Below are 13,885 nucleotides of genomic sequence, written 5' to 3' on the forward strand. Positions count from 1 at the left end.
GATTGAAACGAAAAGTGGCGGCGTGGGACGACGAATTCCTCGTAAGCGTCATCTCACGATAATTAACTCACCCGATTCCCCTGCCATCCTGCTTCTTTCCGCCGCGCCGAAGGGCGGAAACAAGCTGGGATGGACAACCTTGCCGCAGGGTTCAAGCTTCAGACGTGCACAGCCACGACCGCCGCGCAGTCGCCGGCCTTGACTAGGCCGGGGAAATGCCGCGCCGCCAGCATGCCCGACATTTTTGCCCGGATTTCCTGGGGGGCGATGCCGGTGCGACCGGTGGAATGGATGCGGGCCAGCACCGCGCCTTCTTCGACGAACTCGCCAAGATCGATCATGGTTTCGATCATACCGTCATCCTCGGCGAACGAAAAGCAATCGCCCGATGGCATGTCGAGCCACTGCGTCGGGCTCTTCTCGACCGGTCCGGCAACGATGCCGGTATAACGCAGCACATTGAGAATACCGCGCCGCGCGATCCGTACGGTTTGCGCACGGGAGGTCCCGCCGCCGCCAAGCTCGGTGCTGACAAAGACCTTGCCCATCTCCTCGGCAGCCGTGTCGTACATGCCGACAGCGTCGATCTCGATCATGCGCATCGAGAACGGGGCAGAAAATGCCGCAACCGCCTCGAAAGCTTTCTGCTCCAGTGCCTTGTCCGGCAAAGTATGCGCGGCGCAGAACGGCACGAAGTCCAGTGTCCTGCCGCCGGAATGGAAGTCGAACACGATGTCGGCGCGAGGCAGCAACTCACGTTGAAAATAGTCGGCGATCTTCTCGGTCACCGTGCCGTCCGGCCGGCCGGGAAAGCTGCGGTTCATGTTGCCCTTGTCGATCGGCGAGGTGCGGGTGCCGGCGCGGAAGGCTGGGTAGTTCATCGCCGGCACGATGATCACGGAACCGCTGACATGCTTGGGATCGAGCGTGCGGGCGAGATCGTAGAGCGCCAGCGGCCCCTCATACTCGTCGCCATGGTTGCCGCCGGTCAGCAGTGCTGCCGGCCCCTCGCCGTTGCGGATGACGCAGATCGGGATCATCACCGAGCCCCACGCCGAATCGTCGCGGCTGTAGGGCAGACGCAAGAAACCATGCTGGACGCCGTCACGGTCGAAATCCACCGTCGACGCGATCGGTGATGGGCGTAGACTCGACATCGGGTTCAATCCTTCACCACCAGTTTGCGCGGCACATTGGCCAGGCACTCTACACCGGTTTCGGTGATCAGAATGGACTCGGTGATCTCAAGTCCCATGGTCTCCAGCCACAGGCCGGTCATGAAATGGAAGGTCATGCCCGGCTTGAGCTCGGTACGGTCGCCGGGGCGCAGGCTCATCGTGCGTTCGCCCCAGTCCGGCGGATAGGACAGGCCGATCGGATAGCCGGTGCGGTTGTCCTTGACGATGCCGTATTTCTTCAGCACGTCGAAGAAGCCGTTGGCGATATCCTCGCAGGTGTTGCCGGGTTTCGCCGCCGCCAGGCCCGCTTCCATGCCCTCCAGCGTTGCCTTCTCGGCATCGAGGAATTCCTGCGTCGGCTTGCCGAGGAAAACGGTGCGCGACAGTGGGCAATGGTACCTGTTGTAGCAACCGGCGATTTCGAAGAAGGTGCCCTCACCGCGCTGCATCGGCTTGTCGTCCCAGGTTAGATGCGGCGCCGAAGCGTCGGCGCCCGACGGCAACAACGGCACGATCGCCGGATAGTCGCCGCCAATTCGCCCCTCTGGGCCGTCGACGCCGCGCGTGCCGGCATCATAGATCTCGGCAACGAGATCGCATTTGCGCATGCCGACCTCGATCTTGTCTACGATGCGCTGGTGCATCGCCTCGACGATGCGGGCGGCCTTGCGCATATAGTCGATCTCGGTCGGGCTCTTGACCGCGCGCTGCCAGTTGACCAGTGCGGTGGCGTCGACGAAGCGGGCGTTGGGCAGATGCTTCTGCAGCGATGCGAAGGCGGCGGCAGAGAACCAGTAGTTGTCCATCTCGACGCCGATGGTGAGCTTGCCCCAGCCGCGATCGGCAAGCACGCTCGACAAGAAATCCATCGGATGGCGCTCGGTCGACTGCACGTAGTGGTCGGCATAGCCGACGATGTTGTCATGCGCGAGATAGGCGGTGCGCTTGGCGCCGTTGGCGTCCTGGCCGCGGCCGTACCACACCGGCTCGCCCGACGGCGGCACGATGACGGCCTGGTGCACATAGAACGACCAGCCATCATAGCCGGTCAGCCAGGCCATGTTCGATGGATCGCTGACGATCAGGAGATCGACGCCCTTCCCCTCCATGGCTTTGCGCGTCTTGGCGAGGCGTTCTGCATATTCGCCTCGCGAGAATTTCAGGTTCGGCTGCATTGTTCTTGGTCCTCGTTTGTTGGGCCTGGAGCCTGTTTCAACTTCGTTGAGTCCGGCTCCAGATAATTTTGCTTGAGCATGATCTCTGGACAAACGGAAACCGTTTGTCCGAGAAAACCGCTTCCCACTTTTCCGGATCATGCTAATTTTCTTGTTTGAGCATGATCTCTTCGGAAAACCGGTTCCCACTTTTCCGGATCGTGCTCTTGCGGCCAGCATCAGCTTTCGAAAATGGTCCCGGAATTGGCCGCCCGCGCACGGTCGCGGGCGAGCGTGGCTATCGCCGTATCCTGCACGCCGGTGCCGGTCAGGTCGGCAATGGTGATGTCGCCGGCCGAACGCCGGCCGTGTTTTGCGCCGGCGATGATCTGGCCGAGTTCGGTCACCTCCGCATCGCCAGCCACCACACCCGCCGCGATGGCATGATGCAGTTCGCCCAGGCGCCGCGTCTGGCGGGCACTGTCGGCGACATAAAGATCGGCCATGCGCAGGATTGCCGGGGCGATCTCGTTCTTGTGCTCGGCGTCGGAGCCCATGGCGGTGATGTGCTGGCCCGCGGAAACAAACCCCGCCTTGATCAGCGGCTCGGTCGACGGTGTGGTGGTGACGATGATGTCGGCGCCGACGACCGCGTTTGCCGCGTCGGGCTCGGCGCGCACGAGAATGCCGAGCTTTTTGCGCAAGGCGCCAGCAGTCGTTTCTGCCTTGCCGGCATCCCGCGCCCATATGCGTGCCTCGGTGATCGGCCGCACCAGCATGAGTGCTTCAAGTTGCAGCCCGGCCTGGATGCCGGCACCGAAGATCGCGGCCACTGAGGAGTCCGGCCGCGACAGATGTTTGGCGGCGACGGCACCGGCGGCGGCCGTGCGGATGTCGGTCAGATAACCATTGTCGAGCAGCAGCGCCTCGACCAGACCGGTTTTGGCCGACAGCAGCACCATCATGCCGTTGACGCTGGGCAGGCCGAGCTTCGGATTGTCGAAGAAGCCGGGGCTGATCTTGATGGCAAAGCCGTCGATGCCCGGCACATAGGCGGTCTTCACGTCGACCTCGCCGCGATGCTCGGGAATGTCGAGCCGCATGATCGGCGGCATAGCCACCGGCAGGGTGGCGAGCGCGCGGAAGGCGTTTTCGACGCAGGCTACGGCATCAAGATCGAGCGTCACGATCGCGCGCAATTCAGCTTCGGTGAGAATTGTAATCCGGCTCATGCTGCGCGCTCCTTGAGCGACGGTGCCTCGCCGCAAACGATCTTGCGGTGCAGGTCCATGTCGATGTTGCGGCCGGAAAGCAGAACAATCACCGGCCCGTCCGACCTGACCTTGCCGGCGAGCAGCGCCGCGATGCCGACCGCGCCGGCGCCCTCGACGATTTCGCGCTCTTGCGCATAGGCGTGGCGGATGGCGGCGGCGATCTCGTCCTCGCCAAGCAGTATGACATCGTCGAGCAGGTCGCGGCACATGGCGAAGGTCAGCCGGTTGTCGAGGCCGATGCCGCCGCCGAGCGAATCCGCCAGCGTTGGCAATTCTTCCACCAGCACCGGGTGGCCGGCATCGAGGCTGGCCTTCATTGCCGCACCACGCGCCATCGAGACGCCGATGACTTTTGTACGGGGGCTGACGCCTTTAACGGCCGCGGCAACGCCGGAGGCGAGCCCGCCGCCAGAGAGCTGGACCAGAACGAGGGCAGCATCCGGGACCTGCTCGATCATCTCCAGCCCGAGCGTGCCTTGCCCGGCAATGATGGAAGGATGGTCGAAGGGCGGCAGCATCACCAGCCCCTCCTGCGCCACCAGCCGATCGACTTCCTGCTGGGCATCGTCCTGGCTGTTGCCGACGATGCGGACCTCCGCGCCAAGCCGGCGGATTTCGTCGAGCTTGTTGCCCGGCACCAGCCGCGACATGCAGATCACCGCGCGCATTCCTTCGAGCTTCGCCGCATGGGCAAGCGCCCGGCCATGATTGCCGGTCGACGCCGCGACCACGCCGCGCGCCTTCTCGTCAGCGCTCAGCGAAGCGACGGCATTCGAGGCGCCGCGCAGCTTGAAGCTGCCGGTGGTTTGGCGATGTTCGAGCTTGAGATGAACCTGTGCGCCCAACTGTTCGGAAAGACTCGGGGACAGCACGGTCGGCGTACGCTCGACCTTGCCGGCAATGCGCTCACGCGCGGCGCAAATGTGTTCTAGCGTAACCTGTGTCATGATCATCAATCACGCGGCAATGGCAGCGTCATCAGACGGCCGGATTCGGGATGGGCTGTCTCGTCGCCGCAAAGCCGCAGACAATTCCAGGCTGTCGCCTGGTTGCTGGTCACCACGGGACGGCCGATCGCCTTTTCCATGCCGGTGACCGCGAGGGCAGCACGCAGCGCCGTGCAGGACACGAACAGGGCATCGGCGCTCGCGTCGGTCGCCTCACGCGCCAGATCGACAAGCGCTGCCGGGGCGATGCGCGCCATCTCGCGGTCGTCCTCGAAGCCGAGACAGGTGAAGCTGGCGATGTCGAACCCCCGCGCCGCGAAATAGGCCGCCAACGGCCTAGATGTCTCGACCGTGTAGGGCGTGAGAATGCTGATCCTGTTTGCGCCCAGCGCACGCAGCCCGCGCACGCCCGCCATCGGCGGCGTGACGACTGGCACGCCGGGTTTGGCGGCCTGGATCGCGGCCTCGATCTCGGCATCGCCGATCACCACCGAGGCCGACGTGCAGGAATAGCAGATGGCATCGAGCGGCTCATCCGGCAGGATCAGGGTCGCGCCGGCCGTCAGCGCCGGCTGCATCTTGCGCAGATTATCCGGTGTCGTCGGGTTGGCGTAGGGAATGCGCGCGACGTAGACGCCGATCCGCTCGCTCGCCACCATGCGGCGAAAATCCGGTTCGCTGGTGTGATCGGTGGCCAGGATAATCAGGCCGACGCGACGCTCAAGCGGGCGCGCATCCAGTGGCGGCCGTTTCGGATAGACCTCTATCTCGGGCAAGGGTTGCATCGGTTACCTCTCGATCTTGCCGTAGCGGCGTTCCAGCCAGCGTAGCAGAATGACCGAAAACAGACTGATGACGAGGAAGAAAGCACCGACCAGCGTGATCGGCTCGATGTAGCGATAATAGGTGTTGGCAACGCTTTTCGCCTGGTTCATCAACTCCAGCACGGTGATCGCCGACAGCAGCGGCGTTTCCTTGAACATGGCGATGAAATAATTGGCCAGCGCCGGGATCATCGGCCGAATGGCCTGCGGAATGATGATGTGGGTCCAGGTTTGCCTGGCGCCCAGATTGCACGCCTTGGCTGCCTCCCATTGGCCGCGCGGCACATTGTCGATGCCGGCGCGGTAGACTTCCGCCGTGTAGGTGCCGTAGTGCAGCCCGAGCCCGATGACACCCGCCACCAGCGGCGGCAACAGGATGCCGATGTCGGGCAGCACGTAGAAGATGAAATAGAGCTGCACCAGCAACGGCGTGCCGCGAATGAACTCGGCCAGGAAGCCGACCGTGCGCGACAACGCCTTGTTGGGCGAGCGGCGCGCCAGCGCGATGCCCAGACCGACGATCGCCGCCAGCACCGAACCGAGCAGCGTCGCCAGGATGGTGATCTTCACCCCCTGGATCAGCGTCGGCATGATTTCCCAGACGAAATTCCAATCCCATTCCATCAGCAGGCCCAATTTATCAGAAGGGCATTGGCCATCAGACGCGCACCCCATCGAGGCCGCGCGCCATGCGGTGTTCCAGCGAGCGCACGCCCCATGAGATGAGCAGCGCCAGGATGAAATAGATGAACAGGATGGTGGTGAAGGGCACCATGGTGTTACCGGTCTGGGCGCGCACCACCTGCGCCTGGAAGGTCAGGTCGGTGAGCGAGATCAGCGACACAACGGCGGTCGCCTTGAGCAGTTCGATGGCGTTGTTGCCGAAGGTGGGCAGCATCACCAGCAGCGCCTGCGGCAAGATGATGTGACGCATGGCTTGCCAGCGGCCAAGATTTAGCGCGGTGCAGGCCTCGTATTGTTCGCGGCCGATCGACTGGATGGCGCCACGCACCACTTCGGCGGCATAGGCACCGACATTGAGGCCGAGCGCCAGCACCCCGGCCTGCAGCGGCGTCAGCGAAATACCGGCAAAGGGCAGCACGAAATAGGCCCAGAACAACTGCACGAAGATCGAGGTGCCACGAAAGAATTCGATATAGGCGGTGGCCAGCGCGCGCAGCACGAAGAAGCGCGACAGCCGACCTATCCCGGCGAGAAAGGCCATGAACAGGGCAAGCACCGACCCCATCAGCGTCAGCTCGATGGTGACAAGCGCTCCCTGCAATATCAGGCCGACATAGCCGGACCATTGGGTCATCTAGGTTCCAACGTTGGTTTAGCTCCTTCTCCCCGTTGACGGGGAGAAGATGCCGGCAGGCAGATGAGGGGCGGCGCTAAACTCTCAGAAGTTGGCGCCGCCCCTCATCCGTCACTTCGTGACACCTTCTCCCCATGAAACGGGGAGAAGGAAAAAGAAGGCGCTACTTCGCCGCGCAGAGCTTGTCGCGCGTCGTCGACATCGCGGCCGCCGCCGAGAAGCCGTAGGGCTCGATGATCTTGGCGAACTCGCCCGATGTCTTCAGCTTGGCCAGTTCGACGTCGAAGGCGTCGCGCAGCGCCTCGTCGCCCTTCTTGAAGGCGGCGCCGTCGCAATAGACCGGCGCGCCCTGCACCGGCGCGATGACTTCGAGGTTCGGATCATTGGCTTTCTTGACCAGGTCGTTGATCGACAGAACAGGCAGCGAGTAAACGTCGATGCGGCCATCCTGCAGCATCTTCACGCCGCTCTGGCCATCCGGCACAACGATGACACGCTCGCGCGGCACGCCGGCATTGAGCGCCAGTTTCTCTTCGGTGCCGCCGCCGGGCGCGCCGATGGTTGCGGTGGCATCCTTGGCTACATCCTCATAGCTCTTGAAGCCTTTCGGGTTGCCCTTCTTCACCAGCATCGCCTCGGCGTCGCACAGCACCGGTTCCGAATAGGCAACGGCGGCACATCGCTCCGGCTTCATGAACAGGCCGGCGGTGACGACGTCGAAGCGCCCGGCCTGCAGGCCGGGGATCATCGCGCCATACTCCGAGATCGAGGCGACGATATCGGCAACACCGAGGCGCTTGAAGATCTCGCGCGCCACATCGGGCGCTGCGCCCGAAACCTTGCCGTCGGCGGCGACCGCCGTATAGGGCGGCTCGTTGGCGATGGCGACGCGGGCAAAGCCTTGCGCCTTGAGCTGCTCGAGCTTGCTGTCGTCGGCCGAACCGGCGGTCGAGGCGGCCAGCACCGCGGTTAGCGCAAGGCCGGCGACACCGGCCAGAATGCCAAGTTTCTTCATTGTTCCCAACTCCTTGTTTCTTGTCTTGCTTTTGTTCCGGATGGCCTCGCCACCCCTGGCATTGCGGTCAGACGCGATGTCCGGCCGCGATGATCTTCTTCAGGAAGCCTTGCGTACGCTCCTGCTTTGGATTGCGGAAAATCTCGTCGGGTTTGCCTTCCTCGACGATCTTGCCGCGATCGAAGAACAGCACCCGGTCGGCGAAGTCGTGGGCAAAGCCCATCTCGTGGGTGACCAGCAGCATAGTCATGTCGGTCTCGGCGGCGAGCTTGCGCATGACGTTCATCACCTCCTCGACCAACTCCGGATCGAGTGCCGACGTCACCTCGTCGAACAGCATGATCTTCGGCGACAGCGCGAGTGCTCGGGCGATCGCGACGCGTTGCTTCTGCCCACCGGACAATTGCGCCGGCATGCTCTTGGCTTTGTCGGCCATGCCCACCATTTCGAGCAGTTCCATCGCCCGCTTTTCGGCGGCGGCGCGCGGCGTGCCCTTGGTCAGCATCGGCGCCAAAGTGACATTGTCGATGACGCATTTGTGCGGAAACAGGTTGAACAGCTGGAAGACCATGCCGATCTTCTGGCGCATCCTTGTCAGGTGCCGCTCATCGGCGGGCAGCAACTGGCCGTTGCGCTCCATGTGGTAGAGTTGCTCGCCGTCGATCTGGATATGACCGCCATCGATGCGCTCCAGCGTCATCAGGATGCGCAGGATCGTCGTCTTGCCCGAGCCCGACGGGCCGATCAGCGCCAGCTTCTCGCCAGGCATGACCTGCATCGACAGGCCGTCCAGCACCTTGAACGTGCCGAAGCTTTTGGAAATGGCGTCGATCTTGATGATGGGCGTGGGCACTGCGGTTCCCCGTCCTGGAGAGGTCTATGCTCTTAACGATGCGGAACGCGCCAAATCATGTCAATTGGGAAAATAATATCATGACAATTATTCTGATTCCGCACAATTTCCGAGCACTTCGGCCTAGATAGCGAGCAACAGATGTTCCGGATCGCCAAGCAAAAGCTTGGTGACAACGCCGAGGCCGGCGCGCAGTTCCCCTTCAGTGGTCGAGCCCAGCGAGATGCGCACCGCCGGATGCCAGGGCGCATCCGAAATGCGGAAGGATGTGCCGGGCGCGATCGCCACGCCCTGCAGCCGGGCCTGGGCGACAAAACTTTCCTCGGCGCGGTCGGCGGGCAGTTGCAGCCAGACATGCAGCCCGTCGCGCCGGGCGCGATAGTCGACCCCGGCCAGCACCTCCGCCGCGATATCCAGCCGCCGCCGCAGCGCCGCGCGCTGCCAGTGGACAAGTTCCATCGCGGTGCCGTCGGTCACCCATTTGGTGGCGATCTCGGCCACCAGCGGCGTCGCCATCCAGTTCGAGACCAGATGCCGGTTGGCGACGGCGGCGACATAGCGGTCGGGCGCGGCGAGATAGCCGATGCGCAAGCCAGGCACCACGATCTTGGTAAAGGAGGTGACGTAGAGCGTGCGCTCTGGCGCAAACGCAGCGACCGGCGGCGGCCGGTCCTCGACCAGCGGGCCGAGCACATCGTTCTCGATGATGGCGATGTCGTGCTTGCGCGCCACGGCGGCGATCTGCTCGCGCCGCGCCGCATCCATCAGCGTCGCCGTCGGATTGATCACCGAGGGCTGCACGAAGACGGCGCGGATATCGGAAAGCCGGCATGCCTCGTCCAGCGCTTCCGGGATCAGCCCATTGTCATCAATCGGCAGCCCCTCGAGGTTGAAGCCGAGATAGCGGGCCAGCGGCACCAGCGTATGGTGCCCGATCGCCTCGGTGGCGACCGTCGAGCCCGGCGGCGCCACGCTCATCAGCGCCACCGTCATGCCGGCTGTGGCGCCGTTGGTCAGGCTGATGTTCTGCGCGGAGGTGTCGAGCCCGCACAGTCTAAGCCATTCGACCGCCACCGCGCGGTGACGTGGAAACACCATGTTGGGACGGAACGAAAGTGCAGAACTCGACGGCAGATTCTCCGCCAGCCAGCCCAGTGCCTGCTTCAGCCGCTCCAGATGCATCGGTTCGCAGACCGGTTTCAGGATCGAGAGATCGATGACTTCGCCGAGCCGCTCCGGCAGGTATGGCGGTTCCGGCTCGCGGCGCTGCGTCTGGACGAAACTGCCGCGGCCGATCTCGCCCGAAATCAGGCCGCGCCGGATCAGCTCCTCATAGGCGCGGCTGACGGTCTGCACCGAAAGTTTGAGGTCGTCGGCCAGTCGGCGGTGGGTCGGCAGCCGAGCGTCATTGGCAAGGCGCCCGTCATGGATGGCGCGCGCGAACTGGTCGGCAAGCGACTGATACGCTGGCCGCCGGATGAGCTTGGGATCGGGACGCCACAATGTCATGACTTATTAGAGATCGAAATCAGTGCAATTGACAATCGAAATAATGCGCCGTCATGGTGCAGTCGACGAAAAAGTGGATGCAGATGACTGCCGCGAAACTCGACCCGATCGACCTCAAAATCCTCGACGCCATCCAGCGCGACGGACGCATCACCAAGCTGGCGCTGGCCGAACAGGTCGGCCTGTCGCCGACGCCGTGCTGGATGCGGCTGCGCAAGCTGGAAAAGGCCGGCATCGTCTCGGGCTATCACGCCAGGATCGCGATGCGCATCGTTGCCCCCGTCGCCACCGTGCTGATGGAGGTGACGCTGGCCAACCACCGCCAGGCCGATTTCGACCGCTTCGAGCGCGTCATCCGCGACATTCCCGAGATCGTCGCCTGCTGGTCGGTCGGTGGCGGCGTCGACTATGTGCTGAAGGTGATGGCGCGCGACATCGACGCCTATCAGCGCCTGGTCGACGGCTTGCTTGAGCGTGAAATCGGCATCGATCGCTACTTCACCTACATCGTCATCAAGACAGTGAAGGACGAGATTGCGCTGCCCATAGCCGACCTTTTGCCGGCGTCGGCTTGAGGTCGATGTCCCCTACTGTACACCCGGGAGACTGATCGAAACGCCCATAGCTTCGTCATCCTGGGGCGAAGTTCGTCATCCTGGGGCGAAGCAAGGAGCGCAGCGACGCAGCGCAGACCCCGGGATCCATGGCGGGGAGCTTTCGGCCAATCTCCAGGGTTTAGTAGCGCCCATCGGTCAGTAGAGAGATCATCTGCGCCCACGGGCCAATAGAGACAATCTCTCTCTGTGGCGCTGTCCAAACAGCCTCTCTGTCCGCATAGGACGGATAGTCTTCCCGCATCATTCCGAACCGGGAGGCCTCGAACCATGTCCGCGCATTTTGCCCGCTCGCATCGCCATGAAGCGCTCGATCGCCTGGCCGACCGCCGGCTGCTGCGTGAGCTCGCCTATGTCGACGGGCACTGGACGGCAAGCGAAGCCGCTGAAAGCTTCGAGGTCACCGATCCGGCCACCGGCACCACCGTCGCTTTCGTCGCCGCGCTCGATGGCAAGCAGACGACAAAGGCGATCGATGCCGCCGCGCGTGCCTTTCCGGCGTGGCGGGCGTTGTTGCCGCAGGAGCGCTCGAAAATCCTGCGAAAATGGTTCGAACTGATCATTGCCGCTAAACAAGACCTTGCTCTGCTGATGACGCTGGAGCAGGGCAAGCCGCTGCGGGAGTCGCTCGGTGAAATCGACTATGCCGCTTCCTTCGTCGAATGGTATGCGGAAGAAGCAAAACGCCTGAACGCCGAGGGCGTCACCAGCCATCTGCCGAACGCCGAAATGATGGTGCGGCGCGAGCCGCTCGGTGTCGTCGGCGTCGTCACGCCGTGGAATTTTCCGTCGGCGATGCTGACCCGCAAGGCGGCGGCAGCTCTGGCCGCCGGCTGCACCATCGTCGCGCATCCCTCCTCGGAAACGCCGTTGTCGGCGCTGGCGTTGGCCGAGCTTGGCGAGCGTGCCGGCCTGCCCGCCGGCGTCTTCAACATCGTCACCGGCAAGGCTTCGACCATCGTCGGCCGGATGTGCGAAGACCCGCGCGTTCGCGCCATGAGCTTCACCGGCTCGACCGAGATCGGCAGGCTGATCGCCGCGCAAAGTGCGCCGACCATGAAGCGGCTGGTGATGGAGCTTGGTGGCCATGCACCGCTGATCGTCTTTGCCGATGCCGATCTGGACAAAGCGCTTAACATTGCCATCGATGCCAAATTCGCCACGTCGGGCCAGGACTGCCTCGCCGCCAACCGCATCTATGTCCAGCGTCCGATCTACGATCGCTTCTGCGCAGCTTTCGCCCAGCGCATCGAGACGCTGTGGACCGGCAATGGTCTTGCCGATGGAACCGACATTGGGCCGCTGATGCATGAGCGCGCCGTCAAGAAGGTCGAGGAGCAGGTCGCCGACGCGCTGACCCACGGTGCGCGCTGCCTGACGGGCGGCAAGCGGCATCAGGCTGGCCCATTGTTCTACCAGCCGACGCTGCTGGCCGACGTCGCGGACGAGGCGCTGATCATGCGCGAGGAGACCTTTGGTCCGGTTGCCGCCGTGACGCCGTTCGACAGCGAGGACGAAGTGATCGCCCGCGCCAACGCCACCGAATATGGCCTCGTCGCCTATGTCGTGACCGAAAACGGCGCCCGCCAGCAGCGCCTGGGCCGCGCGCTCGACTACGGCATGGTCGCCATCAACCGCGTCAAGATCACCGGCGCGCCGATACCCTTCGGCGGTGTCAAGCAATCCGGCATCGGCCGCGAGGGTTCGCGCCACGGGCTCGAAGCCTTTACCGATCTGAAGTATCTCTGCCTGGACATCGCTTAGATTTCGTCCGGCCATCCCTCAAGGAGTCAAAAAATGCTAGACCAGTCCAACGAACTCGCCGCCTGGGATCGCGATCACTTCTTCCATCCCTCGACCCATATGGGCACGCATGCGCGCGGCGAGAGCCCGACGCGCATCATGGCCGGCGGTGAAGGCGTCACCGTGTGGGACAACAATGGCAAGAAGAGCCTCGATGCGTTCGCCGGCCTCTATTGCGTCAATGTCGGCTACGGCCGCCAGAAGATCGCCGATGCCATCGCTGCCCAGGCGAAGAACCTCGCCTACTACCACGCCTATGTCGGCCACGGCACCGAGGCCTCGATAACGCTCGCCAAGATGATCATCGACCGCGCGCCAAAGGGCATGTCGAGGGTCTATTTCGGCCTCTCGGGTTCGGATGCCAACGAAACCAACATCAAGCTGATCTGGTATTACAACAACGTGCTCGGTCGGCCGGAGAAGAAGAAGATCATCTCGCGCTGGCGCGGCTATCATGGCTCGGGCGTGATGACGGGATCGCTCACCGGGCTCGACCTGTTCCACAACGCCTTCGACCTGCCGCGCGCGCCGATCCTGCACACCGAGGCGCCGTACTATTTCCGCCGCGCCGACCGTTCGATGAGCGAGGAGCAGTTTTCGCAACATTGCGCCGACAAGCTCGAGGAGATGATCCTGGCCGAGGGGCCGGAAACGGTCGCTGCCTTCATCGGCGAGCCGATCCTCGGCACCGGCGGCATCGTGCCGCCGCCCGCCTTCTACTGGGAAAAGATCCAGGCGGTGCTGAAGAAGTATGACGTGCTGCTGGTCGCCGACGAAGTGGTGACGGGCTTCGGTCGGCTGGGCACCATGTTCGGCTCCGACCATTACGGTATCAAGCCGGACCTGATCACCATCGCCAAGGGTCTGACCTCGGCCTACGCGCCGCTATCGGGCGTCATCGTCGCCGACAAGATGTGGCAGGTGCTGGTTGAGGGTTCCGACAAACTCGGCTCGCTCGGTCATGGCTGGACCTATTCGGCGCATCCGATCTGCGTTGCCGCCGGCGTCGCCAATCTCGAATTGATCGACGAGATGGACCTTGTGACCAATGCCCGCGTGACCGGCGCCTATTTCCGCGCTGAGCTGGCCAAGGCAGTCGGCGGCCACAAACATGTCGGCGACGTGCGCGGCGACGGCATGCTGGCGGCGGTCGAGTTCGTTGCCGACAAGGACGACCGGGTGTTCTTCGACGCTTCGCTCAAGATCGGACCGCAGGTGGCGACAGCGCTTGCAGCAAGCGGCGTCATCGGCCGCGCCATGCCGCAGGGCGACATTCTCGGCTTTGCGCCGCCGCTATGCCTGACCCGTGAGGAAGCCGACATCGTCGTTTCGAAGACCGCCGATGCGGTCAAGAGCGTGTTCGCCAATCTCTGAGATCGACCATGAATGCCATGAC

Annotated in this window: 13 protein-coding genes; 3 read left to right on the forward strand and 10 right to left on the reverse strand. The window is 63.5% G+C overall.

Features of this window, described 5'->3' with window-relative positions; genetic code table 11:
• Positions 1-158 precede the first annotated feature (158 nt).
• The 10 genes from doeB to ehuR form a co-directional block, all read right to left on the reverse strand.
• On the reverse strand, positions 159-1,157 hold the full coding sequence (doeB, locus tag NKH19_RS27485; RefSeq protein ID WP_352983148.1) for a N(2)-acetyl-L-2,4-diaminobutanoate deacetylase DoeB: 999 nt from the start codon (positions 1,155-1,157) through the stop codon (positions 159-161).
• A 5-nt stretch (positions 1,158-1,162) separates the two neighbouring features.
• Complete coding sequence (doeA, locus tag NKH19_RS27490; protein ID WP_352983150.1) at positions 1,163-2,353, reverse strand: ectoine hydrolase DoeA; 1,191 nt, start codon at positions 2,351-2,353, stop codon at positions 1,163-1,165.
• A 218-nt stretch (positions 2,354-2,571) separates the two neighbouring features.
• On the reverse strand, positions 2,572-3,564 hold the full coding sequence (eutC, locus tag NKH19_RS27495; RefSeq protein WP_352983152.1) for an ectoine utilization protein EutC: 993 nt from the start codon (positions 3,562-3,564) through the stop codon (positions 2,572-2,574).
• Positions 3,561-4,553 carry a hydroxyectoine utilization dehydratase EutB gene (gene eutB, locus NKH19_RS27500; RefSeq protein ID WP_352983153.1) on the reverse strand — a complete coding sequence of 331 codons (993 nt, stop codon included), beginning with the start codon at positions 4,551-4,553 and terminating at the stop codon, positions 3,561-3,563. The genes eutC and eutB overlap by 4 nt, the downstream gene beginning before the upstream one ends.
• A 5-nt stretch (positions 4,554-4,558) precedes the next feature.
• Positions 4,559-5,338: an ectoine utilization protein EutA gene (eutA, locus tag NKH19_RS27505; RefSeq protein WP_352983155.1), complete on the reverse strand. Its 780-nt coding sequence runs from the start codon at positions 5,336-5,338 to the stop codon at positions 4,559-4,561.
• 3 nt (positions 5,339-5,341) lie between these two features.
• The gene (ehuD, locus tag NKH19_RS27510) at positions 5,342-6,001 is read right to left on the reverse strand and encodes an ectoine/hydroxyectoine ABC transporter permease subunit EhuD (RefSeq protein ID WP_352983157.1); all 660 of its coding nucleotides are present in this window, start codon (positions 5,999-6,001) and stop codon (positions 5,342-5,344) included.
• A gap of 34 nt (positions 6,002-6,035) precedes the next feature.
• On the reverse strand, positions 6,036-6,695 hold the full coding sequence (gene ehuC, locus NKH19_RS27515) for an ectoine/hydroxyectoine ABC transporter permease subunit EhuC (protein ID WP_352983158.1): 660 nt from the start codon (positions 6,693-6,695) through the stop codon (positions 6,036-6,038).
• Positions 6,696-6,858: 163 nt separating this feature from the next.
• The gene (ehuB, locus tag NKH19_RS27520) at positions 6,859-7,710 is read right to left on the reverse strand and encodes an ectoine/hydroxyectoine ABC transporter substrate-binding protein EhuB (protein WP_352871648.1); all 852 of its coding nucleotides are present in this window, start codon (positions 7,708-7,710) and stop codon (positions 6,859-6,861) included.
• A 67-nt stretch (positions 7,711-7,777) separates the two neighbouring features.
• A complete protein-coding gene (gene ehuA / locus NKH19_RS27525; RefSeq protein WP_352871649.1) occupies positions 7,778-8,563 on the reverse strand; it encodes an ectoine/hydroxyectoine ABC transporter ATP-binding protein EhuA in 786 nt (261 codons plus the stop codon).
• Between the two features lie 123 nt (positions 8,564-8,686).
• Positions 8,687-10,072: a MocR-like ectoine utilization transcription factor EhuR gene (gene ehuR, locus NKH19_RS27530; protein ID WP_352983160.1), complete on the reverse strand. Its 1,386-nt coding sequence runs from the start codon at positions 10,070-10,072 to the stop codon at positions 8,687-8,689.
• 83 nt (positions 10,073-10,155) lie between these two features.
• On the opposite strand from ehuR, the gene NKH19_RS27535 reads away from it, so the two are divergent.
• The 3 genes from NKH19_RS27535 (at position 10,156) to NKH19_RS27545 (ending at position 13,863) form a co-directional block, all read left to right on the forward strand.
• Entirely contained in the window at positions 10,156-10,647 is a 492-nt protein-coding gene (locus NKH19_RS27535; protein ID WP_352983205.1) for an Lrp/AsnC family transcriptional regulator, read from the forward strand.
• Between the two features lie 309 nt (positions 10,648-10,956).
• On the forward strand, positions 10,957-12,450 hold the full coding sequence (locus NKH19_RS27540; protein ID WP_352983161.1) for an NAD-dependent succinate-semialdehyde dehydrogenase: 1,494 nt from the start codon (positions 10,957-10,959) through the stop codon (positions 12,448-12,450).
• A gap of 33 nt (positions 12,451-12,483) precedes the next feature.
• On the forward strand, positions 12,484-13,863 hold the full coding sequence (locus tag NKH19_RS27545; RefSeq protein ID WP_352983163.1) for an aspartate aminotransferase family protein: 1,380 nt from the start codon (positions 12,484-12,486) through the stop codon (positions 13,861-13,863).
• Positions 13,864-13,885 lie beyond the last annotated feature (22 nt).

Source organism: Mesorhizobium sp. M1338, assembly GCF_040318045.1.
In the GTDB taxonomy this organism is placed as follows: Bacteria; Pseudomonadota; Alphaproteobacteria; order Rhizobiales; family Rhizobiaceae; genus Mesorhizobium.

Coding starts and splice junctions, on each gene's coding strand:
- doeB (WP_352983148.1), bottom strand. CDS start 1,157: ATGTCGAGTCTACGCCCATCACCGATCGCGTCGACGGTGGATTTCGAC.
- doeA (WP_352983150.1), bottom strand. CDS start 2,353: ATGCAGCCGAACCTGAAATTCTCGCGAGGCGAATATGCAGAACGCCTC.
- eutC (WP_352983152.1), bottom strand. CDS start 3,564: ATGAGCCGGATTACAATTCTCACCGAAGCTGAATTGCGCGCGATCGTG.
- eutB (WP_352983153.1), bottom strand. CDS start 4,553: ATGACACAGGTTACGCTAGAACACATTTGCGCCGCGCGTGAGCGCATT.
- eutA (WP_352983155.1), bottom strand. CDS start 5,338: ATGCAACCCTTGCCCGAGATAGAGGTCTATCCGAAACGGCCGCCACTG.
- ehuD (WP_352983157.1), bottom strand. CDS start 6,001: ATGGAATGGGATTGGAATTTCGTCTGGGAAATCATGCCGACGCTGATC.
- ehuC (WP_352983158.1), bottom strand. CDS start 6,695: ATGACCCAATGGTCCGGCTATGTCGGCCTGATATTGCAGGGAGCGCTT.
- ehuB (WP_352871648.1), bottom strand. CDS start 7,710: ATGAAGAAACTTGGCATTCTGGCCGGTGTCGCCGGCCTTGCGCTAACC.
- ehuR (WP_352983160.1), bottom strand. CDS start 10,072: ATGACATTGTGGCGTCCCGATCCCAAGCTCATCCGGCGGCCAGCGTAT.
- NKH19_RS27535 (WP_352983205.1), top strand. CDS start 10,156: ATGACTGCCGCGAAACTCGACCCGATCGACCTCAAAATCCTCGACGCC.
- NKH19_RS27540 (WP_352983161.1), top strand. CDS start 10,957: ATGTCCGCGCATTTTGCCCGCTCGCATCGCCATGAAGCGCTCGATCGC.
- NKH19_RS27545 (WP_352983163.1), top strand. CDS start 12,484: ATGCTAGACCAGTCCAACGAACTCGCCGCCTGGGATCGCGATCACTTC.